The sequence below is a fragment of the Lyngbya sp. CCY1209 genome, assembly GCF_055795065.1.
Genome location: NZ_JAYFER010000260.1, coordinates 1 through 24,333, shown reverse-complemented (window position 1 = coordinate 24,333; position 24,333 = coordinate 1). Strand labels below are relative to the sequence as shown.

The 24,333-nt window shown below is 57.7% G+C and carries 14 protein-coding genes; 11 read left to right on the top strand and 3 right to left on the bottom strand.

Annotated elements, in window-relative coordinates; genetic code table 11:
* Positions 1-292: 292 nt before the first annotated feature.
* Positions 293-7,516 carry a PAS domain S-box protein gene (locus AC0QHF_RS07235; protein WP_324703523.1) on the top strand — a complete coding sequence of 2,408 codons (7,224 nt, stop codon included), beginning with the start codon at positions 293-295 and terminating at the stop codon, positions 7,514-7,516.
* Between the two features lie 164 nt (positions 7,517-7,680).
* On the opposite strand, the gene AC0QHF_RS07230 is transcribed toward AC0QHF_RS07235, so the two are convergent.
* Positions 7,681-8,463, bottom strand: coding sequence for a VWA domain-containing protein (locus AC0QHF_RS07230; RefSeq protein WP_324703522.1), 783 nt, complete (start codon positions 8,461-8,463; stop codon positions 7,681-7,683).
* 98 nt (positions 8,464-8,561) lie between these two features.
* Positions 8,562-9,134 carry a TerD family protein gene (locus AC0QHF_RS07225; RefSeq protein ID WP_324703560.1) on the bottom strand — a complete coding sequence of 191 codons (573 nt, stop codon included), beginning with the start codon at positions 9,132-9,134 and terminating at the stop codon, positions 8,562-8,564.
* A gap of 200 nt (positions 9,135-9,334) precedes the next feature.
* On the opposite strand from AC0QHF_RS07225, the gene AC0QHF_RS07220 reads away from it, so the two are divergent.
* Positions 9,335-9,823 carry a helix-turn-helix domain-containing protein gene (locus tag AC0QHF_RS07220; protein ID WP_324703521.1) on the top strand — a complete coding sequence of 163 codons (489 nt, stop codon included), beginning with the start codon at positions 9,335-9,337 and terminating at the stop codon, positions 9,821-9,823.
* Positions 9,824-10,048: 225 nt separating this feature from the next.
* Here the strand turns inward: AC0QHF_RS07220 and psb34 are convergent, their stop codons facing one another.
* Entirely contained in the window at positions 10,049-10,216 is a 168-nt protein-coding gene (gene psb34, locus AC0QHF_RS07215) for a photosystem II assembly protein Psb34 (RefSeq protein ID WP_324703520.1), read from the bottom strand.
* Positions 10,217-10,507: 291 nt separating this feature from the next.
* Between psb34 and AC0QHF_RS07210 the strand changes: the two genes are divergently transcribed.
* The 9 genes from AC0QHF_RS07210 (at position 10,508) to AC0QHF_RS07170 (ending at position 24,159) form a co-directional block, all read left to right on the top strand.
* On the top strand, positions 10,508-11,668 hold the full coding sequence (locus tag AC0QHF_RS07210; RefSeq protein ID WP_324703519.1) for an ABC transporter ATP-binding protein: 1,161 nt from the start codon (positions 10,508-10,510) through the stop codon (positions 11,666-11,668).
* 148 nt (positions 11,669-11,816) lie between these two features.
* Complete coding sequence (locus AC0QHF_RS07205; RefSeq protein ID WP_324703518.1) at positions 11,817-12,905, top strand: ABC transporter substrate-binding protein; 1,089 nt, start codon at positions 11,817-11,819, stop codon at positions 12,903-12,905.
* Between the two features lie 48 nt (positions 12,906-12,953).
* Positions 12,954-13,865, top strand: a complete 912-nt coding sequence (locus AC0QHF_RS07200; protein WP_324703517.1) for an ABC transporter permease — start codon at positions 12,954-12,956, stop codon at positions 13,863-13,865.
* A gap of 65 nt (positions 13,866-13,930) precedes the next feature.
* Positions 13,931-14,767, top strand: a complete 837-nt coding sequence (locus AC0QHF_RS07195; protein ID WP_324703559.1) for an ABC transporter permease — start codon at positions 13,931-13,933, stop codon at positions 14,765-14,767.
* A gap of 49 nt (positions 14,768-14,816) precedes the next feature.
* A complete protein-coding gene (locus AC0QHF_RS07190; protein WP_324703516.1) occupies positions 14,817-19,076 on the top strand; it encodes a PAS domain S-box protein in 4,260 nt (1,419 codons plus the stop codon).
* Positions 19,060-20,577: a diguanylate cyclase domain-containing protein gene (locus AC0QHF_RS07185; RefSeq protein ID WP_324703515.1), complete on the top strand. Its 1,518-nt coding sequence runs from the start codon at positions 19,060-19,062 to the stop codon at positions 20,575-20,577. Before AC0QHF_RS07190 ends, AC0QHF_RS07185 begins: the two co-directional genes overlap by 17 nt.
* Before the next feature lie 124 nt (positions 20,578-20,701).
* The gene (locus AC0QHF_RS07180; protein WP_324703514.1) at positions 20,702-20,893 is read left to right on the top strand and encodes a hypothetical protein; all 192 of its coding nucleotides are present in this window, start codon (positions 20,702-20,704) and stop codon (positions 20,891-20,893) included.
* A gap of 141 nt (positions 20,894-21,034) precedes the next feature.
* Positions 21,035-22,327 carry an SLC5/6 family protein gene (locus AC0QHF_RS07175; protein WP_324703513.1) on the top strand — a complete coding sequence of 431 codons (1,293 nt, stop codon included), beginning with the start codon at positions 21,035-21,037 and terminating at the stop codon, positions 22,325-22,327.
* Positions 22,328-22,614: 287 nt separating this feature from the next.
* Entirely contained in the window at positions 22,615-24,159 is a 1,545-nt protein-coding gene (locus AC0QHF_RS07170) for a phosphomannomutase/phosphoglucomutase (RefSeq protein WP_324703558.1), read from the top strand.
* Positions 24,160-24,333 lie beyond the last annotated feature (174 nt).

Sequence of the window (24,333 nt, the reverse complement as noted above, 5' to 3'; positions counted from 1 at the left end):
GCCCGAACTGCACTGGCGAAACCATCAATGTTTTGGAGAATCATCAATCCATTTAAAGTTGAATGTCACAACGGATATGCTCCCGAGCCGGGTGTTTGCGAGCGAAAAATCCGGCTCCAGACATCATGCCGGATGGGGTGTTGATCTCCGAGGGTTCTCAACTCGCCGACCAAAAGTTTCAGGGGGGTCGTTCCTTGTGAGACAACAGAGGCGGACTGATTCCGAGCTTCAGGGCTAAGATCAAATTAATCCGAACCCAAGATTATCATGCTCCCGGTTCATCCCAATACCCATGAAATCCAACACGACAAACTTTGACTCGCCCCTGCTAGAAAAGGCGATGGAGCTTCCCTTTCTTACTGTAACACCCGATCTCCCCGTGCCGGATGTGGCGGATCGGATGTATCGGCCGACTCGGGAACGGGACGTATCCGGGCCGACTCGGGGCACGGGAGGTGTCGGAACGCCCTACGCTTTGGTCGTCCGCGAGAATCAATTGCTCGGCATTCTGAGCGGGCGAGATCTGCTCCGCCTCGCCCTGGCCGGCGGGGGACTCGACGGCCTGACCGCCGGCGACGCGATGGAGTCCGATCCGCGAACCCTGCACCGGCGGGAGGTGGAAAATCCCCTCACCCTGCTCTCGGCGTTGCGGGAGTGGGGGGTCGATCGCCTGCCGATTCTCGACGAAACGGAAGCGGTGGTGGGCGTCGTCACCCGGGAACGGCTGCACTCGCTCCTGAAACCGTCCGAGCGCCACCTCAAACGCTGTCGCGTCGGCGATCGCATGGAGAAGAACCCGTTAGCCGTTTCCCTGACCCCATCGCTGCCGGACTTGGCGCGGTTGTTCGTAGAGCGCCGCCTCGGGGCGGTGGCGGTCGTCGAACCGTCCGGGCATCCCTCAGAACCCACCCCCGTCGGCCTGGTGACCGAAACCGACCTGGTGCCCGCGCTGATTCGGGACGGCTTCGGGGGGGGAAATGCCGGCACTCTCATGCGATCGCCCCCCCCCTGCATCCCCCGGACGGCCAGCCTCTGGGAGGCGCGGGGGCGGATGGAACGGGAGGGAAGCGAGACCCTGATCGTCACCGGGGAGCGGGGGGAATTTTGCGGCCTGTTCGCCCCCGCTTCGGAGCTCTCGCCCGACGATCCGGGCGACTGGTACGCCGTGGTGGAAAACCTACAGTCTCGCATCGATCGCCTAGAGCAAGAAAAACGCGACCTGCGTCGCCGCCAACCCGCATCCCGCCGGGGCGTCCGCCTGCTGGCCGAACTCTCCCACAAAATCCGGCAGACCCTCGACCTCAACCAAATCCTCAACACCGCCGTCTCCGAAATCCGCCCCCTGCTCGAGTGCGATCGCGCCATCATCTACCGCCTCGACCCCCACTCCGGGGGGTTCGTCGTCGCCGAATCCGTTGCCAAGGGGTGCGAATCCATCCTCGGGCAGAAGATCTGCGACCCCCACTTTGAAGCCGAATTCGCCGAACGTTACAAAAACGGGCGCATCCAGGCGATCACGGATATCGAGACGGCCTCCCTCACCCCCTGTCACCGGGACTTGTTGCGAGAGATCGGGGTGAGGGCCAACCTGGTCGTCCCCATTTTCCTCGCCTCCGAAACCTCGGAATCGCCGCAGTTGTGGGGGTTGTTGGCGGTCCAACACTGCCAAAGTCCCCGGCCGTGGCGGGCGTGGGAACGGGAGCTGCTCGGACAACTCGCCGCCCAAGTCGCGATCGCCATCGGACAGGCCACCCTCCTCCAACAGGCCCGCACCGAGAGCGTGAAACGCCGGTGCCTCGAAGAAATCAGTTCCGCCCGGGCGTCCCAACAGGCCGCGATCGCCCGACTGAGCCGCGCCGCCCTCACCCAAACCGACCTCGACCCCCTGCTGCGGCAGGCCGCCGAAATCGCGGCCGACACCCTCAAAATCAAATATGTGGCCCTATTGGAACGGCTCCCCGACGGCGGCACCCTTTTTCTGAGGGCGGGGGTGGGGTGGCCCGAAGACCGGCTCAACGCCGCCACCCTCCCGGCCGATCCCGACACCTACGCCGGCTATACCCTCGCGGCCGGAGTGCCCGTGACGGTGGACGACCTGCGGGTCGAAACCCGATTTCGGGGCTCGAAGGAGCTGCGCGATGCCGGCATCATCTCCGGCGTCGCCCTCCCCGTCGGCCGGCCCGACGATCCCTTCGGGGTTTTGGGGGTGTACGCCGATCGCCCCCGCTCCTTCGACGTCAACGACATCGACTTCCTGCAGGCGATCGCCAACGTCCTCACCGCGGCCGTCAGACAGCAGCGGGCCGAACGGGAACTGCACGAAAAAAATGCCGAACTCGAAGCCATTTTAGCCGCCGTCCCCGACCTGTTCCTCCGCATCGACGGCCGGGGCATGATCCGGGACTACAAACCCACCCCGACCACCGCCTTCCCCTGGGCGCCGGAAACCTTCCTCAACCGCCCCGCCGCCGGCCTGCCCGACCCCGACCTGGCCCGCCAATTTGAAACCGCCCTGGCCCGAGTCCGGGAAACGGGGGGATTGGTGGCGGTCGAATATTGCCTCACCCCGGAATGTCGCGACCTCCGGGGAGACGAAAACGGCGTCGAATATTACGAAGCCCGGTTCGTCCCCTTTCTCGACGGGCAAACCATCGTCATCATCCGCAATATCAGCGATCGCCGCCGGGCCCAACTCGGCTTGGAACGGCTCAACCGGGACTTGGAAGATCTCGTGGAACGGCGCACCGCCGAACTGCAACACAGCAACCGACAACTGCGAATAGAAATCGAGGAGCGGCGGCAAGTCGAGGCCGTCAAAGACATCCGCGCCCGCCAACAGGCGATCGTCGCCGAATTGGGCCGACTGGCCCTCTCCGACCCCGACATCGGCGCGATCGTCCGGCGGGCCGCGACGATGGTGATTTCCGGCCTGGGCGTCGAGTATTGCAAGATCCTGGAATCGGGCGCGGAGTCCCCCAACCGCCTCACCCTCGGCCTGCAAACCCCCGCTTTCGGGCCGGTCGATCTGCAAGTTTCCATCACCGGCGACCGCCGGGACGGGGAAACGACGCCGGACGCGATCGCCTGCCGGCGGGGATTTTACGGCGTCTGCCTGCCGATTCTCGGCCGGGGCGGAAGTTTGGGCACCGTGGCCGCCTACTCCCGCCACTCCGAAACCTTCAGCCCGGACGACCTGCACTTCCTCCGCAGCATCGCCCACACCCTGGCGACGGCGATCGAGGGGCGGCGGGCCGCCGAAACCCTGTCCGCCAGCGAACGGCGGTTCCGCACCCTGCTGGCGAATTTACCCGGCGCCATCTACCGCTGCGCCCGGGACGAAAACTGGACGATGGAATTCATCAGCGAAGCGATCGCGGACATTTCCGGCCACCCCGCCTCGGATTTTATCAATAACCGCGTCCGCACCTACGCCAGCACGATCCACACAGAAGACCTGCGACAGGTGGAAGCGGGCGTTTGGGAAGCGATCGCCCGCCGCTGCCCTTATATCTTGGAATATCGCATCGTCCGCGCCGACGGAAGCATCCGCTGGGTTTACGAAAAAGGTCAGCCGGCTTTCGACGACGCCGGAAACGTGCTCTGGCTCGACGGGGCGATTTTCGACATCACCGAGAGCAAACAGACGGCCATCGCCCTGGAACGGAAGACGGAGGAGTTGGACCGCTTCTTTTCCATCGCCCTGGACCTGCTGTGCATCGCCGACCTCGACGGCCGCTTCCTGCGCCTCAACCGGCAGTGGGAAACCACCTTGGGATATCCGATCGCCGAGTTGGAGGGGCAACATTTCTTAGATCTGGTCCACCCGGACGACGTGGCGACGACGTTGGAGGCGATGGGGACCCTGTCCGAGCACAAACCGATCCTCAATTTTGTCAACCGCTACCGCTGTCGAGACGGGTCCTACCGCTGGATCGAGTGGCGGTCTACCCCGGTGGGCGACCGCATCTATGCTGCGGCCCGGGATATCAGCGATCGCAAGCGCACCGAAGGGCAGTTGCGCGACCTCTCGGACCGCCTCGCCCTGGCCCTGAAATCCGGGGCGATCGGGACCTGGGAGTGGGATGTGGTCAACGACGTTTTGACCTGGGACGACCGGATGTATGAACTCTACGGGGTGGCGCGATCGGACTTCGGCGGAGCCTACGACGCCTGGATCGGCGGCTTGCATCCGGACGACCGCCAAACTGCCATCTCGGTCCTCGAAAAAGCCCTGGAAGGGGACGGGGAATTCGACACGGAATTTCGCGTCGTCCACCCGAGCGGTTCGGTCCGCCACCTGAAAGCCTTCGGCCTCGTCCAGCTCGGCGACGGCGGCGAACCCCGGCGGATGATCGGCATCAACTTCGACATCAGCGATCGCAAGCAGGCCGAACTCGACCTGGAAGAGAGCCGCCGCTTCATCGAGCGCATCGCCGACACCAGTCCCAACATCCTCTACATTTACGACCTGATCGAAAATCGCAATGTTTACGTCAACGGCCAGATCGGCAACCTTATAGGCTACACCCCCGCCGAAATTCAAAACATGGGGGACAGCTTCTTCCCCAGCCTCATGCACCCGGACGACTTTCAAGAAATGCCCGAATACATCAAAAAAATTGCCACCGCCGCCGACGGGGAAATTTTCGAGATCGAATATCGGATGCGGGACAAGGCGGGAAACTGGCACTGGCTGGTGAGTCGGGATACGGTGTTCGCCCGCACCCCCGACGGTTGCCCCAAACAGATGCTCGGGGCGGCCGCCGACATTACCGAACGCAAGCGGGTGGAGGAGCGGCTGCGACTGAGCGAGCGGGCGATCGCGGCCAGCAGCAACGGCATCGCGATCGCCGACCCCACCCTCCCCGACAATCCCCTCATTTTCGTCAATCCGGCCTTCGAGCGCAACACCGGCTACAAGGCTGCCGAAGTCCTGGGGAAAAACTGCCGTTTCTTACAGGGGAAAGACCGCCGCCAACCCGCTCTCAAAACCCTCCGAAATGCCCTCAAAAATCGGCAAAGCTGCACGGTGGTGCTGCGGAATTACCGCCGGGACGGCAGTCTGTTTTGGAACGAACTGACCATTTCCCCGATTTTCGATTCCCGGGGCAACCTCACCCACTATCTGGGCATTCAGAACGACATTACCGCCTCCAAACAGGTGCAAGAGCAACTGCAAAAGCAGGTCAAACGGGAACAATTGCTGGCCACCCTGACCCGCCGCATCCGGGAGTCTTTGGATTTGGAGTCCATTTTAAATACGACGGTGACGGAGGTGAAAAATCTGTTGGATGCTGATCGCGTTTTGGTGTATCGGATCGAGTCCGATTTGACAGGGGCGGCGGTGGCTGAAGCGGTCGATCCCGAGGGTCATCGGATGTTAGATGAGGCGTTTCCCGAGATGATGTTCCCCCCCGACTGTTACGACTGCTATACTCGCGGTCAAACCTATACACTTTGCAATGTTGATAATGTTGATGGGGAAGTCGTCACTCCCTGCATGAAAGCCTTCCTGGAACGGGTAGAAATCAAAGCCCAAATTGCCGTCCCCATCGTCCAAAGTCAAGGGTTGTGGGGGTTGCTGATCGTCCACCAGTGTTCCCGCCCCCGGCAGTGGCAACCCCAGGAAATCGAACTGTTGCAGCAATTGGCCGGACAACTGGCGATCGCCATCCACCAGTCGGAATTGTACGAGCGGTTACAGGCGGAATTGCGCGATCGCTCCCGGGCCGAACGGGCGTTGTTGGTGAGTCAAGAACGGCTGGAATATCTCCTGTCTTCGAGTCCCGGCATCCTCTACAGCCTCCAAGTGACGGGGGACTTCCGAGCTACATTTGTCAGCAATAATGCCACCCAAATTTTGGGCTACGACATCGCGGAATTGAAGGCCCCCGGATTTTGGATGGATCACATCCACCCCGAAGATTTGCCGAACATTCAAGCGGTCGGGTTGGCCCCCCTGTTCGAGCGGGGATATTACAATCACGAATACCGTTTCCTGCACCGTGACGGGTCCCACCGCTGGATTTACGACCAGATGAAATTGATCCGGGACGGCGAGGGAAATCCCCTGGAAATCGTCGGCTACTGGATCGATATCAGCGATCGCAAACAGGCGGAGGAACGCCTCCGGGCCACCAACGAACAATTGCAAGCCATTTTGGATGCCGTCCCGGGTTTCGTGTCTTGGATCGACAGCCAAGGTTACTATCAGGGGGTGAACCGACAACTCGCCCGCACCTTCGGCCTGACTCCGGAGGATTTTGTCGGCCGGGACGTGGGATTTTTGGAGAGTTCCCGGGGGTTCGCCGGATTTGTCCGCGAGTTCCTCAACCAGCCGGAACTGAAAACCAGCGAGGTGACGATCGAAACCCATTTGGACGGAGAAACCCGCTACCATTTGTTGGTTTCTCAAAAGTACGACCGCGATCGCTCCGTGGTGTCCATCGGCATCGATATCACTGACCGCAAACGCATCGAGGAGCAGTTGTGGGCGACGACTTCCCGGCTGAGTACATTAATTGAAAACTTGCAATTCGGGGTGTTGGTGGAGGACGAAATCCACGGTATCGTCTTGGTTAACCAGGCGTTTTGCGACCTGTTTGGAGTGGCGACACCGCCGGAAAAATTGTTCGGAAACGATGGTTCCAATTTTGCCCGGGAATATCAAGATTTGTTCGCCGATCCGACGGAGTTCGTGCGCCGGTCCCGGGAGATTTTGAGCGTCGGAGAAGCCGTCACCAACGAGGAAATTCGCTTCGCCGACGGCCGGACGATGGAGTGGGATTACGTCCCCATCGGCATCGGCGATCGCCATCAGGGCCACCTGTGGATGTACCGAGATATCAGCGATCGCAAACAGGCGGAAAGTCGCCTCGTCAGTTCCCTGCAAGAGAAGGAAGTGTTGCTCAAGGAAATTCACCACCGGGTCAAAAATAACTTGTTGGTGGTTTCCAATTTGCTGGAATTTCAGGGCGACTACCTCGAAGATGAAACCCTGATCCGGGTTTTGGAAGAGAGCCGCGATCGCATTTATTCGATGGCGCTCATCCACGAAAAACTGTACTGCTCCACCAACCTCGATCGCATCGATTTCGGCGAGTATTTGGAGAACTTGGTTGACAACCTGTTCGAGTCCTACAACGTCGCCGAAGACCGCATCTCCGTCGAGTTGGACGTGGAGGCGATCGACCTCAACATCGAAACCGCGCACCCCTGCGGTTTGATCGTCAACGAATTGTTATCCAATACCTTCAAACACGCTTTTCCAAACGGCCGAACCGGCAATGTCCGCCTGGAACTGCACCGCCTCCCCGATGACAAAATCGGCCTCACGGTGCAGGATGACGGCGTGGGATTTCCCCCCGACCTCGACTTCCACAATGTGGAATCTTTGGGGATGGAACTCATCTGCACCCTCACGGAACAACTGGAAGGAGAAATAACCATGCGACAAAACAACGGCACGATTTTCACCATCATTTTTTCCGAGCTGCACTACCGCAAGCGATATTGAGATTGTCCGGTGGGGGAGTAGAAACCGGGTTTCTTTGTCCATCTCTCATGGCGACAGAGACATCCTCGTAGAAACCCGGTTTCTTTAAAAAATAGCTTTCATAAAAACTACTATTTTAGCGGACATGAAATCAAGACAACAGCGCTCATTGCTATTCCCAACAATTAGCGCAATAATTGTTTTCGTTTTGCCGACTTCACCCAACCCGGATATTCGTTCATCAGCAATTCATAGAGGCGATCGTCGTCGATCATTTCCGGATCTTCCAAACTGAAGAAATCGGCGTTATCGACATGGCGATCGCTCATGTCGTCGAGATTTTCAAGAAACGTAAAATCGCTGGCAAATGTTTTTGCCAGCCACCCAAAGAACCCCTCTCCTTGAACGTCCTTGCGAGACTTGCCGATCGCCATGAATTGCCAAAAAATCGGCTCGAATGACGACCACCGCATTTGTTGCTCCGTTTCGGACTCGTCAAAGGTCGCCCCATCGGTCACAAACATTACATAAACCGGCTGCTTGGAAGAGACGGGCGATTTTCGACTTCCACCCCTCCCCAAAGGAAAGTAAAAGCTTCTGATCTTCTTCATCACCTTGCCGTAATACGTCCCCCCTTCCAAGGGATATTTTTCTTGCACTTCGGCAATGAAATTTTGAAAATTTGCCAAATTCATCGCACCGACTTGGTGCGGATTCTGTCCGAATAAAAAAATGTCGATCGCGCCATTATCATCAAACTGACACCCCAACGCCAGGATTTTTTCCGCGAGTCGTTGGATTTTTCCTGACAGATACAACCCAGACATCGAGCCGGAAATGTCGAGGCACAGCGCCACCTTGGCTCGGTGATTTTTCAAATCGGCTTTTTGGATCGAAATATCTGCCTTTTTAGCCAGATCGATCAGCGCGGGAGCTTCCCGTTCAATCTTTTCGAGTGATATCGCCATAATAGACCCCAATTGAACTGCTATCTGAACCCAAAAGATAAACCCCGTTCCCGAGTCGCGACTCGGGAACGAATCATCGACTTAAAATCTAAAAGACATCAAGACGCATATTGATCGACAAATTTTTGCAATCCCGCATTGTAGCCTTGTCCGACCGCTTGAAATCTCCACTCTCCATCTTTCTGATAAAGCCGTCCAAATTCGATGGCGGTTTCTCGCGAAAAATCCTCTTCCAGTTCGTACTTGGCAACTTCTTGACCGGTAACTTGGTCGTAGATTCTGATAAACGAATTCTTGACTTGTCCGAAATTTTGACGTCTCGCATCGGCTTCGTGAATAGTCACGACAAAAACCATCTCTCGAACCGCAGCATCCACTCGCGTCAAATCAATTTGAATGGCCTCATCATCTCCCGACCCTTGTCCAGTGCGATTATCTCCCATATGCTCGACCGCACCATCCGCCGATTTTTGATTATTGTAAAAAACAAAATATTGCTCATTGGGAATTTTTCCACTGGAACCCAGCATGAAAACCGAAGTGTCCAAATCAAATTCCGCCCCCGTATCCGTGGCATTGATATCCCATCCCAAACCAATGCCGGCTTGTTTCATGCCGGGAGCTTCTTTGGAGAGATTAATTCTTTCCCCTTTGCCGAGATTGATCCCCATTGCTGCATCCTCTTTAAAAATAAGAATTCGCGGAAAAGCGTCCGGCGCCATTCCGGAGTAAAACGACGTTTTTTTACCGATTTAAATATGGGATGTCGCGTCGCTTTCAGTTAATGATAAACCGATTTCGGTTTTCTTTTTCTTGATGTGCGTCAGGAATTGTGTTAGGATTTCATCAGGAATTGTCGGAACTGAAAGCTATGGCATCGACTGACCAGCAGTTTTCCCAAGCGGCACAGCACTGGGACTTGGAAACCCTGTACGCCGACTTAGCCTCTGCCAAGGGAAAGCGCCTCACCCCCGTCGAAAAGCTCCACCTGCGGGGACTCCTGTGCAGTTACAGTCCGTCGGAAATCGCCGAACAGTTAGGTAAAAATGTCAATGGCGTCGAAACTGATCTCTGCGCCAGTATCTATAGATATGTTAAAAGTTTGGTTAACAAATGTAACGAAAAAGTAGAAAACTGGCGCAACATTGCGGAATGGCTGGAGGAAGCCGGCTACAAAACTCAATCTTCTGCCACAGTAGATGCCAATCAGTTATTGCCAGAAAAGAGTATTGTTAACATTACCAAAATAAATATCGAGCAAAATCAATTGGTGATTGACATCAACTTGAGGATACCGACGGCTCAGGATGCAGAACAGCTCGTCCAAGATCTGAATTTTAAAAATGGTATCGACACCTAGAACGAACTGACTGTCGGGTGGGAAGTAGCAACCGGGTTTCTTTGTCCATCTCTCATGACAACAGAGACACCCTCGTAGAAACCCGGTTTCTTGAAAAATATAATCTGCGATCATCTGCGAAATCTGTGGACAAAAACTTTAAAAAGCAAAAAAAAACCGGCATCGCCGGCTCAGATATCAATTAGGAGACTTCCATGCAGGAAGGGAGAACAAAACTGTCGCGGGTTAGCTGACGCTGACTGCCACCACCAATACAGAGGCGAGGAGGAGGATAGCCGCCGCACCTTGGAGGAGATAGTTGCGCTGTTGCTGAGACGAAGGTGCATCGGCGCAATACATCTTCGGTTCCTTGGCAAAGTTGTTGAGAAGGCCGTTATCCTCGGTGGTGTACATGGTGCTTGGCTCCGTTGTTTGACCGCTATGTAAATAAATGTAACAGAAGCGTTACGTTTTGTAAATAGGGGTTGACAAATTTTTTTTTCGTCCTCACCAATTTAGCGGTCAGCTTGCGGCCGATCGCCCCCTCTCAGTAGATTTCGGGGTTTTCCGCGATCCCAGCAGTTCCGGCGGTTGCCGTGGCGGGCGACAGCTTCTTTCCCGACTCGCGATCGCCCCATCATCTTGTCAGCCCAGATTCCATCAGATAAGCTAAGGGAGGGACATCTCCTCACACGCGAGGCAACTATGCTACAAACCGCAGCGCAAAACCCGGGTGCAGTTCAAAGCGACTCCGGACTGGATGTAGAACTCCGCAAAGTCTTCAAAGTCTTCAACGGCGAAACGGCAGTTCGGGGAGTCGATCTCGATGTCCGCCGGGGGGAATTTTTCAGCATCTTGGGGCCGTCGGGCTGCGGAAAAACCACCACGCTGCGCCTAGTCGCCGGATTCGAGATGCCCTCGGCCGGAGAAGTGCTCATCCGCGGCCAGTCGATGAACCAGATCCCCCCCTACCAACGTCCCGTCAACACCGTCTTTCAAAGTTACGCCCTATTCAACCACATGAACGTCTGGGACAACATCGCCTTCGGGTTGAAACTGAAGCGGCGGGGGAAAGCGGAAATCGAAGAAAAAGTGCGCGAAGCCCTGCAACTGGTGAAGATGGAATCGTTTGCCAACCGCTACCCCGCCCAGATGTCCGGCGGGCAGCAGCAGCGGGTGGCCCTAGCCCGCGCCCTGGTGAACCGTCCGGCGGTGCTGCTGTTGGACGAACCCCTGGGGGCGCTGGATCTGAAGCTGCGGAAACAGATGCAGATCGAACTGTCCAACCTGCACCGCAACCTGGGTTTGACGTTTGTTATGGTTACGCACGACCAAGAAGAGGCGATGAGTCTGTCCGATCGCATCGCGGTCATGCACGAAGGCCGCATCGAACAGATCGGCACCCCCAACGAAATTTACGAATATCCGCGATCGCCCTTTGTCGCCGACTTTATCGGGGATACCAACCTATTTCGGGGTCGGGTGAAAGCGGCCGACGCCTCCGGCCTGCGAGTGGTGACGGAAACCGGCCTGCAACTGGTCATCGCCCCGGGCAAACGGCGGGCCGCCGGCACCGGGTCGCGAACGCCGGTCCAACTCCGACCCGGGACCGATGCGGTGGTCAGCGTCCGGCCGGAGAAAATCTCCCTCACCTCCCATCCGGCGGACGGCCAGTGCAACAGCTTTGAAGGTCAGTTGATCGACCGGATGTATCTAGGGACCCACATTCAATATGTGGTGAAACTGAAGACGGGAGAAACCGTCATGGTGCGTCAGGGACCTGGCGGCGGCGATATTCCCTCGGTTTGGGACCCCACCTACATCTGCTGGAAACCCGAAGATGGTCTCGCCCTCCCCGAACGATAACTGAAAATAATTGATAATTGATAATTGATAATTGATAATTCATTGGCTGCAAATGTGGGAAAATGGGATTAATTGTTCGCGGGTTGGATGCCAACGGTAGATAACAGTGCCTCCAAAGAATTTCCGTCCAGTTCGATTTCCCGGGGGAATGACCCGGCGCCAGTTTTTGCAAACCTCGGCGGCCGGGGCGATCGCATCTTCGGCGTCCGGGTGCGGGTGGACGCTGGCCGAGGTACAAACCCAGGCCAGCAGCCGCGTGTCCTCGGATACCCTGTACATCTACACCTGGGCGGGGTACACCGATCGCGACCTCCTGGACCGCTTCAGCCAAGAAACGGGCCTGAAGGTGGTGGCGGACGTGTTCGACTCCAACGAGTCGATGCTGGCGCGGGTGCAGGCCGGGGGCGCGGGTGCCTACAGCGTCATCTACCCCTCCGAATACATGGTGCAGAAAATGGTGGAACTGGGGCTGCTGGCCGAATTGGACCATTCTCTGCTCGTCGGTTTGGAAGACCTATTTCCCCAATTCCAAAACCCGGCCCACGATCCGGACTCCAAATACAGCATCCCCATCAGTTGGGGCACCACGGGGCTCATTTACAACCGCAAATTGCTCGACAGCGAGCCGGAGGACTGGGACTATATTTGGGAGAATCAAGACCAACTCGCCAAGCGGATGACCCTGGTCAACGACGTGCGGGAGGTGATGGGAGCCAGTTTGCGGCGGTTGGGCCACTCCTACAACAGCACCGATCCCGAACACATCCGCCGCGCCTACGAAGAATTGGTGAAAATCCGGCCGGCGATCGCATCCTTCACCACCGACGCATGGCGGCCCCAAATCATCGTCGGGGACCTGCTCCTGGCGATGTGCTACTCCTCCGACGCGGCCGAAGTGATGCCGGAAAATGAGGATCTGGCCTACATCACCCCGGACAGCGGCTCCTCCCTGTGGATCGACACCCTGGTCATTCCCAAAAGTGCGCCGAACCCGGACGGGGCCTACCAGTGGATCAACTTCATGCTGCAGCCGGACGTGGCCGCCCAAATTGTCGAACGCCTCAGCTTCGCCACCCCCTCCCGGGTGGCGTTCCGCAAACTCCCCAAAGAACTCCGCAACGATCGAGCCCTGTTTCCGCCGGAAAGCGTGATCGCCCGGAGTGAAACCCTCTCGCCCCTGCCCCCGGAAATCAACGCCCTGTTCGATCGCTACTGGACCCGTCTCACCAGCGGTTAACTGGCGGCGGGTACATCGACGACCATTACCTCCACCGTTGCTGACGCTATGGCTGTATCTACCCCCCCACTCACGCCTCCCCCACCGCCCCAACCCAAAACCGGCATCGGCCAAAAGTGGTCAAAATTGGCGGGGCCGCTGCTCCTTCTCGGGCCGGCCGGACTGTGGCTGCTGCTGCTGCTGGTGCTGCCGACCCTGGTGATTTTTCAACTCAGTTTGGTGGCCGACATCCGCCCGGGGGATGTGGTCAACCCCGACGGCATCGCCAACTACCTGCGGGTGTTCGACCCCGTGAATTTGAGGGTGATCGGGCGATCGGTCTTTTTCGCCACCGGCACCACCGTCCTCTGTCTGCTGCTGGGATTTCCCGTCGCCTACTGGATCGCCCAGATGGCCCCCAAACCCTGGCGCAACCTCTTATTGTTGGGGTTCGTGCTCCCCCTGTGGACCTCTTCCCTGCTGCGCTCCTACGCCTGGATCACCATCCTGCGGCCGACGGGGGTCCTCAACTCGTTTTTGGGCTTCGTCGGACTGCCGGCCCTGGAACTGCTCAACCGCACCCCGGCGGTGTTGATCGGCATGGCTTACAGCTACCTGCCCTACATGGTGACGGTGCTCTACGCCTCCCTGGAAAAACTCGATCGCCGCCTGCTGGAGGCCTCGGCGGATTTGGGAGCCCAACCCGCGACGACCTTCTGGAAAATTACCGTCCCCCAGGCGAGGGCGGGGATCGTGGCGGGGGGGCTGCTGGTGTTTATCAGCGCCCTGGGGGATTTCGTCGATCCGGAACTGCTCGGCGGCGCGTCGAGCATGACGGTTTCCCGCCTCATCTACAATCAATTTTTGGGGGCGACCCAAAATTGGGGCTTCGGTTCCGCCCTGAGCATGGTGCTGATTTTCGGCGTCAGCATCGCGATCGCCCTGTTGATCCGCTACGGCGACGGCCGGCCGTCAAAATAGGGAATAGGGAATCGGTATTAGGGAGTCGGGAGAAAGAAACTCAATTGTCAATTATCAATTATTCCATGCAGGATATCCAACATCACCGCTCTGACGCCCCTTTAGAGATGGAAAAGGCTAAACCTAAATTTCGGGTTTCTTGGCAGGTCATCTTTGTCGGCTTCATGTATTTCTATATGTACCTGCCGATTTTTGTCCTGACGTTTTACAGTTTCAACAAGTCCCGCTACAGTGCGGGGTGGGAGGGATTCACCTGGCAGTGGTACGTCCGGCTGTTCCAAGATACCCGCATTCTCAACGCCCTCAAAAATAGCCTCGCCGTGGGTTTGACGGCGGTGGCGATTTCGGCGGTGCTGGGGACGCTGATGGCGGTGGGGCTGGCGCGATTTCGGTTTCCGGGCAAGGGGTTGTATTTGGGGGTTTCTTACCTGCCGCTGATCGTGCCCGACATTGCGATCGCCGTTTCGACGCTGGTGTTTCTGGCGGCTTTGGCGATTCCCCTGAGCCTCTGGACGATCGTTTCCGCCCACATCGTCTTCTGCCTCGCCTACGTCGCCCTGGTGGTGTCTACCCGCCTCGCCGATTTAGACCCGAACTTGGAAGAAGCGGCCCTGGATTTGGGGGCGACTCCGGTGGAGGCGTTCGTGAAAGTGCTCCTGCCCCAACTGATGCCGGGAATTATTTCGGGGTGTCTGCTGGCCTTCGTCCTGAGCATGGACGATTTTTTGATTGCCAGTTTTACGGCCGGCAGCGGCGCGACCACGTTGCCGATGGAAATTTTCAGCCGCATCCGGACGGGGGTGAAACCGGACATCAACGCCCTCAGCGTCCTGTTAATTTTGGGGTCGGGGATGCTGGCTTTCGCGGGGGAATTCATCCGCAATCGGGGGGAGAAAAAATAGAGAATTATTAATGATTAATTATGAATGATTAATTGTTGAGAGGCCAGCCATGCATCCAGAGTTACCCGCTTCATCCCCGGCCAATGTGCTCGTCGTCGATGATACGCCCGCCAACCTGAGAGTGCTGACTCGAATGTTGTCGAGGCGGGGATATGCGGTGCAGGTGGCGAACTCCGGAGCCCTGGCCCTGGAGTTGGCGCGGTCTCACCCGCCGGATCTGATCTTGCTCGATATCATGATGCCGGATATGGACGGCTACCAGGTGTGCGATCGCCTGAAAGCGGACCGAGAAACCGGGGAGATTCCCGTGATTTTTATCAGCGTTTTACATGAATCCTTAAATAAGGTGAAAGCCTTTTCGGTCGGGGGGGCGGACTACATTACCAAACCCTTTGAAATCGTGGAAGTGATCGCCCGGGTCGAACATCAACTGAAATTGCGATCGCTGCAACGGCAATTGCAGGCGGAAGTCGAACACCACAAGGCCACGACCCGGCGGCTGAGAATTCTGGAGCGGGCCGTTGCCGAATCCACCAACGGGATCGCGATCGCCGACGCCGGGGCGCCAGACCGCCCCCTCGTCTACGTCAACCGGGGGTTCGAGCGGATCACGGGCTACAAGCGCGAAGAAGTTTTGGGGAAAAACTGTCGCTTCCTGCAGGGCAAACGGCGAGATCAGCCCGCCCTGGCTGCCCTGAGAGCGGCTCTGGATACAGGGGAACCCTGCCAGGTGCGACTCCAGAACTACCGCCGGGACGGGACGCCCTTCTGGAACGAACTGAACATTTCCCCGGTCCACGACGAAGATGGCGCCGTCTCCCACTTCATCGGCGTGCAAACCGATGTCAGCGATCGCGTGGCGGTGGAGGAGGCTCTGCGGGAGAGCCAAAGCCGTCTGGCGGAGGCGGAACGCATCGCCCACCTGGGTTACTGGTCCTTCGACCTGGACTCCCGAACCATCGCCTGGTCCGATGAGGTGTTTCGCATCTACGGACTCGACCCCCTGCTGGCCCATCCCACCTACGAACAACTGCTCGAACAAACCCACCCCGAAGATATCCCGCTCTTCGAGGAAAACGTCCGACGCTGCATCGCCGAAGGCGAACCCTACGAACACGAGATCCGGATCTTCGGGCCCGACGGCGAGATGCGCCACACCCTGGGGAAGGGGGAAGTGTCCCGGGACTCGTCGGGGCGGGTGGCGCAGATTTTCGGGACGGTCCAGGACATCACCGATCGCAAGCGGGCCGAAGCCGCCCTCTGGGAATACCAGCAGTTCCTGCAACTGATCATGGACAGCGTCCCCCAGGCGATCTTTTGGAAAGATCGGGATTTAATCTATCGGGGGTGCAACCGAAATTTTGCCGAAGTTGCCGGGTTGGAATCGACCCGGGATGTGCTCGGCAAGACGGATTACGATTTGCCCTGGGGGGAGATGGAGGGGGACTGGTACCGGCAGTGCGATCGCCGGGTGATGGATTCCGACCGGCCCGAATACCGTTTCCTGGAGACGATGCTGCGGCACGACGGGTTGCTGCGGTGGATCGAAACCAGCAAAATTCCCCTCCACGACGCCTCGGGAAACGTGGTGGGCATTTTGGGCACCTTCGACGACATCACGGAACGGCGGGAAATGGAAGAGGCCCTCTGGGAGCGGGAGAGCCTGCTGCGGACTCTGGGGGACAACCTAGACCGGGGGGTGATTTACCAACTGATCCGGGAGCCGGACGGCTCGTTCCACTTTTCCCACATCAGCGCGGGAATCGAGCGCTGGGTGGGGGTGACGCCGGAGGCCGTGATGGACGACCCGAGGATTTTGTACGATTTGATCGTGGAGGAGGACCGGCGGCGATACGATCGCCTCCTGGAAATCTCCTGCCGCGACCTGTCGGGCTTTTCGATGCAGGTGCGGAAGCGCACCCCCGACGGGAGCATCCGCTGGTCTCAGTTGCGAGCCGTCCCCCGGCGCCGGTCGGACGGGGGGACGATCTGGGACGGCCTGGAGATGGACATCACCGACCTCAAACAGGTGGAACGGCAACTGGCCGAGCGAGAAACCCGACTGCGGGCGATCTTCGAGCAGGCGGCGGTGGGCATTAACCAGGCGGACTTTGACTCCGGTTTATTCATCCGGGCGAACCGGCATTTTTGCGAGTTGTTGGGCTACACCGAGGCGGAACTGTACCGGAAAACCTACCGGGAGGTGACGCACCCGGAGGACGTGGAACGCTACGACGGGCTGATGGCCAGACTCTACCACCAACAGATCCCGTCCCTGTGCATCGAGAAGCGCTACATCCGCAAGGACCGGACGCCGGTCTGGACCCAGGTGAGCCTGTCCCTGATTTTCAATGCCGAGGGCCGGCCGATTTCCGACCTGGCGATCGTGGTGGACATCAGCGATCGCCGCCGGGCTCAACAGGCCCTCAAACGCTCCCAGGCCCGCCTGGAAAGTCTGGCGACGAACATCCCCGGCGCCATTTACAGCTACGTCGCCCGCTGTCCGGACAGGTTTTGGTTTGAATACATGAGCGAGGGCTCTCGGGAACTGTTCGGGGTGGAGCCGGAACAGGTGTTGGCCGATCCGAACCTGCTGTCGAACCAAATCCACCCGGACGACCGCGAGGACTACTACCGGAAAGTCGTCGCCAGCATGGCCGACCTGACCCCCTTTTCCCACGAGTGGCGCCACGTCCTCCCCTCGGGGGAAACCCGCTGGATTTTGGGCAATTCCCGGCCGGAGCGCCGGGAAAATGGCGATGTCGTCTGGCACGGGGTGGTTTTGGACGTGAGCGATCGCAAGCGGGCGGCCCAGGAGTTGCTGCGGGCCAAGGAAAGGGCGGAGTTGGCGAGTCAGGCGAAAAGTACCTTTTTGGCGAACATGAGCCACGAGCTGCGGACGCCGTTGAATGCGGTGCTGGGATTCGCCCAAATCCTCGGCCACGCCGACAACCTCACCGCCGGCCAGCACAACAACCTCCGCATCATCCAGCGCAGTGGCGAACATTTGCTGAGTCTGATCAACGACATCCTCGACCTGTCTAAAATTGAAGCGGGGCGGGTGACGATCGCCGAGGAGGCCTTCGACCTGTGGCGGATGATGGACGAACTTCGGGATCTGTTCGGTCTCAAGGCCAGCCAAAAAAACCTCCATTTGAATTGTGTCCGCTCCCCGGACGTGCCGCAATTCATCCGCGGCGATCGCCTCAAATTGCGACAGATCCTGATCAACCTCCTGGGCAACGCCATCAAGTTCACCGACCGGGGCCGGGTGGAGTTGCGGGCGTCTCGCGTCTCTCCATCGGACTCCGGAGCGACCTGCCGCCTGCGCCTGGGGGTGGCTGACACCGGGGTGGGGATGACCCCGGAGGAAGTTTCGCAGCTCTGCGAGCCGTTTTTTCAGGCTCGGGCGGGTCGGGAATCCCAGGAGGGGACGGGGTTGGGGTTGTCGATCTGTCAAAAATACCTGCACCTGCTCGGAGCTCGGCTGGAGATCCGCTCGGAAGTGGGGCAGGGGACGGCGTTTGAATTCGAGTTGGATGTGATGCCGGCGGAGTCGGCCGAACCCGAGCCTCCCCCCCAAAAAGAAGCGATCGCCCTCCCCCCGGATGCCCCGCCGCCCCTCCACGGGGACACCCGCCCCCGCATTCTGATCGTGGAAGATAAGGTTTACAACCGCCAACTGCTCCAACAGATGCTCTCCCCTCTGGGGGTGGAGCTGCGGGAGGCTCGGGACGGCCTGGAGGCGATCGCGGTGTGGCAGTCGTTTCGCCCCCACCTGATTTGGATGGATCTGAGGATGCCCCGGGCGGACGGCTACGAGGCGACCCGGACGATCCGAAAATTGGAGCGCTCCGCACCGCCGTCCGGGGACGCTCCGGAGCGGACGATTATTGTCGCTTTGACCGCCAGCGCCTTTGAAGAGGAGCGGATTTTGGCGATCGAGGCGGGCTGCGACGATTTTCTCTACAAACCGATCCAAATGTCCACCCTGCTCGCCTGTATGTCCGATTACTTGGGCGTCCGCTACACGGATGCCGAGGTGGCGGCGGTGGTCGAGTCCGAACCCCCGGATGTGGCTCGGGTCGCCGAACAATTGGCTCAAATGTCCGCCGGCTGGCGCACGGCCCTGGCCGATGCGGTCATGACGCTCAACGAGACGGAAATACGGCGACTGGTGGGGGAAATTCCCCCGGAACGCTCGGAGTTGGCGATCGCGCTCCGGCACTGTGCGGAGAACTTTGATTACGAACAGATTTGGCAGATGCTAGAAGAACAAACTGATTTGAATTATGAACCTTCCGAATGAGCCTCCGACTCCCTCAACTATTCTCGTCGTTGACGACATTCCCAACAACCTGCGCCTGCTTCAAGATCTGCTGCGAAAACAGGGCTACGATGTCCGCCTTGCCCCCAGCGGCAAGTTGGCGCTCCGCAGCCTGACGCGCTTTGCGCCGGATTTGATCCTCCTGGATATCATGATGCCGGAGATGGACGGCTACCAGGTGTGCCGGCAAATCAAAGCCGACCCGGAAATGGGGAACGTTCCGGTTATTTTTTTGAGCGCTTTGGATGAGGGGTTGGACAAGGCGAAGGCGTTCGAGGTGGGGGGGGCGGACTACATCACGAAGCCGTTTCAGATGGAAGAGGTGCTCGCCCGCATCCGCAATCAACTCGCCCTCCATTCCCTGCAAAAACAACTGCAAGAAACCAATCAAACCCTCGCCGAGCAAAATCGAGAGTTGCAACTCTCGGCCCGGGAAACTCGCCTGCTGCTGAGGGCGACTTGGGCGATCGGCCGCGCGCCGGATTTTCGGGTGGCGATCGCGGCGGTTCTGGATGCGGTCTGCGAAAATATCCTCTGGGAATATGGGGAAGCTTGGCAGCCGGACTCCGAGTGCCAGGTGTTGGAATATATCGCCAACCCCCAGGGCACGGACGCCCGATTTGCCGCCTTTCAACGGGATTCGAGCCGGCGCACTTTCGCCCCCGGACGGGGGATTGCCGGCCGGGTCTGGCTCTCCCGACAACCGGAATGGATCGAAGATTGTTCGACCTGTTCCCCCGATATTTATGATCGCGCCCCCATTGCGGAGCGGGCGGGTTTGAAGGCTATGTTCGGTGTCCCGATTTTGCTGGGGGACGAGGTGTCGGCGGTTCTGGTGTTTTACAATACCCGGGCTATTCCCTGCCAGCCGCGGACTTTGGAATTGGTGCGGGCCGTGGCCGCACAACTGAGTTTTCCCCTCCAGCAGGCCCGCCTCTACCAACAGCTCCAACAGGCGAACCGGGAACTGGAACGGCTGGCCCGGTTGGACGGACTGACGCAGGTCGCCAACCGCCGCCATTTCGACGAGGTTTTGGGGCGGGAGTGGCGGCGGATGCGGCGGGAACGGTCGCCGCTCGCGGTCATTTTGTGCGATGTGGACTATTTCAAAAACTACAACGACCAGTACGGACATCTGGCGGGGGACGACTGTCTGATTCAGGTGGCCCGGGCCCTCGATCGCTCGGCGATGCGCCCAACCGATTTGGTGGCCCGCTACGGGGGGGAGGAATTTGCCGTCATCCTGTCGAATACCGATACTCAGGGAGCTGTGGAGGTGGCTCGCCGCATCCAGGACGCGATCGCGGCTCTCGAAATTCCCCACGAGACGTCCGGCGTCAGCGATCGCCTCACGGTCAGCCAGGGTATTTTCAGCTTGATTCCCACCCCGGAAAGTTCCCCAGACCGGCTCCTCCACGCCGCCGATGTCGCCCTCTACCAAGCCAAACAGAAAGGTCGCGATTGCTTCGCGATCGGGACTTGATGGGCGATTTCGTCACCCCGAACCCGCGATCGCTCCAATTCTGTAATTCTTGTTACAGATTGATTTGTCTGTATTTTTTGATACAAAATTGGTATCGGTAGTCCGGAACACCGGGAGTATCAATATGAACATTCGAGAATATTCCAAACGCCTGGAAAGGATATCCCCCAACGAAGATCTGCTGGGGATGGTGCTGGTCGTCGTCGTCGGTTCCCTGGCCCTGGCATCGATCCCCATCCTGAATCCGGTGGATTTGAGCGTCACCGCAGAGACTGTCCCCCATGAGGCCAGTTTGTGGGACGGCTGCAAAGATTGAAATTGGTGTTTTTAATACTTTCCGACTTGCCAAATTTTCTGTACGGATTGATACAACCGATCGCGATTTTTTTCTAATTTGCCAAAACCCGAAAAAATCCTTACCATGCGAGGTGTAATCCTTGAAGTTGGGATCACTGCGGTGAAAGAACAGCGACAGTTGGGACTTGTTTCCCTCGCCACTTTACTGGTATCCGCCCACTACGGCTTGGGGTTTATCCTGGGGACGGCAGAAAAATCGTTTTTGAACGGGGCGGCGGGGAGTCTCTACGCGATCGCCATCGGACTGGGGACAATCGCCCTGGCGTTTCTCGCCAAATTCTACTGGGTGGAAGTCGAGCAAATTTGGACTTTACTCGGCGATCGCTACGGCAAACCCGTCAAAATCGGCGTCGGTTTGATGTCCTGGACTTCATTGATCGGCATCGCCGCCGTCCAGTTGATCGCGGCCGCCGCCATCCTCAACGTCGCCGGAATTCCGACCCTTACGAGTCTCATTTTTTTGGCTATTTCATTTTGTTTGATTTCCCTTCTTCCCGTCGAACGGGCGAGTTTAATCTTTCGGGTTTTGCTCCTTTCTAATATCCTCGCCCTCGCCTATTGTTTGTGGCAAATAGACGGCGGTATTTCTTATTTTGAAACCGTCCAAAATTTTGTGCCAGAAGTCGGGGCGATGGATGTCCGGGGTACCTTGGGAGTGATGATTTCCACCGTTTTATTGGTGGCGATCGATATGAAATGCCAGCAGTTTGTCGTCCGGGCGAAAAGTATTAAAATCGCCCGCTGGGGATGTATCGTCGCCGGCATTTGCCTGATGATTTTGGCGTTTTTACCGGGGGCGGTAGCGATCGCGGCACAACGTTCTGGAGTCCTGCCGGGGGCGATCGACGGAAAGTCTTTAATTCCCTACGTCCTGTTTTGGGTGGGGAATCGGACTCACCCCGCGATCGGTATTATATTGATTTTAATTTTGGCGGTTCCGGCTTTGGGAATTGGCAGCAATATCCTCCGCATCCAAACCAAAACGGTGCTGGATTTGGAACTCGTGGAAAATCGGTTTACCAACCGCGTCTTCGTAACATCGCTCAACGCCCTGTTGGCGTTCGGCATCGCCCTCAGAGGTGGGGAGATCGTCGGCTTGATTTTGTGCTTCTACGCCGCCTATGCCTCGGTGTTGTGGGTTCCCTTGATCGCCTATTTTTTGTCGGATTTTAAAGGGTTTATCGTGTCGCCAACGAGCGTCCGATTCGGGTTTGCGATCGGCAGTTTGGCGGCTTTGTCCGGGTTGGGAATCAGCCTCATTCAACCGCAGGCGATGTGGTTCGATAGCGTCGAACTCACTATTCTGGTTTTGGGGTTGGGATTCAGCAGTTTGGGATTGTTGGGAACCCGCGCGATCGAAAAACTGTTTCCCGTCCGCGTCGGTTCATCTTAAAGTCGGGAGTCGGGAGTCGGGAGTCGAGAATTAGGGAATGGGGAGTCGGGAGTCGGGAGTCGGGAGTCGAGTTTTCCCGTTCCTTTTTCCCGAACTATTGCCTGTTGCCTATTGCCTATTGCCTCTCTTAAGGGAGTCGATCCGGTTAATAACCGGATCTGATATCATACTGTCGCGACACAATCTTAAATTATCCTTAAATATGGCGGGGCTGACGGCCGATCGCCGAATACTGATATCTATCTATGATAACCTATAACCACTCGATCGCAGCCGGGGAAAAGTTGATGACCATTCAAATCACCGAGTTAGACTGGAAAAAACTGCAAAACGGTTCCGATATCCGGGGTGTCGCCCTCGAAGGGGTCGAGAATGAACCCGTCAATTTGACTCCCGAAATTGCGGGGATTTTGGGCAAGGCATTCGTCACTTGGTTGGCGGAAAAATTGAAGCGATCGCCCGCAGAATTGACCGTTGCCGTGGGGCGGGACAGCCGCATTTCCGGCCCCGAATTGATGGCGGCGACGATGGAAGGAATCGCCTCGACGGGGTGTCGGGTTTACGATTTTGCGATCGCCTCCACTCCCGCCATGTTCGTGAGTACCGTCACGCCGGGATGGGAGTGCGACGGGGCGATCATGTTGACGGCCAGCCACCTGCCTTTCAACCGCAACGGCTTGAAGTTTTTTACGGCCGATGGGGGCTTGGATAAGGGGAATATTTCCGATATTTTAGAATTGGCGGAAAAGAACGATTTCAACACCTCCGATTCCCCGGGAAGCATCACCCAACATGATTTTATCTCCGTCTATGCAGAAGGGTTAGTGAATACCATTCGGAAAGGGGCGAACCATCCCGAAGATTTTGACAAGCCTTTAAAAGGATTAAAAATTATCGTCGATGCCGGCAACGGTGCGGGGGGATTCTACGCGGAAAAGGTGTTGAAACCGCTGGGGGCGGATATTTCGGGAAGCCAATTTTTGGAACCGGACGGCACGTTTCCGAACCACGTCCCCAACCCGGAAAATGGGGCAGCGATGGAGTCGATTTGCAAGGCGGTAGTTGAGAATCAGGCGGATTTTGGTATTATTTTCGATACGGACGTCGATCGCGGCGCGGCGGTGGATAAAGATGGCAAGGAACTCAACCGAAATCGTTTGATCGCGTTAATTTCCGCGATCGTCTTGCAGGAACATCCGGGTTCGACGATTGTCACGGACTCCATCACCTCCGACGGTTTGACCCAGTTTATCGAAGGGGAATTGAAGGGAGTGCACCACCGCTTCAAACGGGGTTACAAAAATGTGATCAACGAAGCGATAAAATTGAACGAAAGCGGACAGGAATCCGGGCTGGCGATCGAAACCTCCGGCCACGGCGCCATGAAGGAAAACTACTTCTTGGACGACGGCGCCTATTTGGTGAGTAAGTTATTGATCGAGTTGGCGAAAACCCACCGAGAGGGCAAATCTTTGACCGATTTGATCGCCAATTTGCGGGAACCGGAGGAGAGTCGGGAAATTCGCATCAAGATTTTGGCGGACGACTTCAAATCCTACGGCAATCAAATCATCGACGACCTGAAACAGTTCGTTTCCCAACAGGAAGATTGGGAAATCGTCCCCAAGAATTACGAGGGGGTGCGGGTGGCGTGCAAGTCGCCGGCGGAGGACGGGTGGTTTTTGCTGCGGCTGTCGCTGCACGACCCCGTTTTGCCGCTGAATATCGAATCGAATGTCGAAGGCGGTGTGGCGGAGATTTCCGGGCGGCTGTTCGAGTTTTTTGAGGCGATCGCTCATTTGGATATCTCGGAGTTTTCGGCGGGGAAATGAGGGGAGTCGGGAATCGGGAATCGGGAACTTTTCACTGTTCACTTTTCACTGCCGACGACAGGAGTGGGAAATCGCGGGTATGCTGTCTGACAGAGCGTCACGTAAAATCTCCGATACGTTTGGAAGCTCTGTCTCTTTAGAGCAGGGAGGAAAAACGAACGGCGGCTTTAGTCG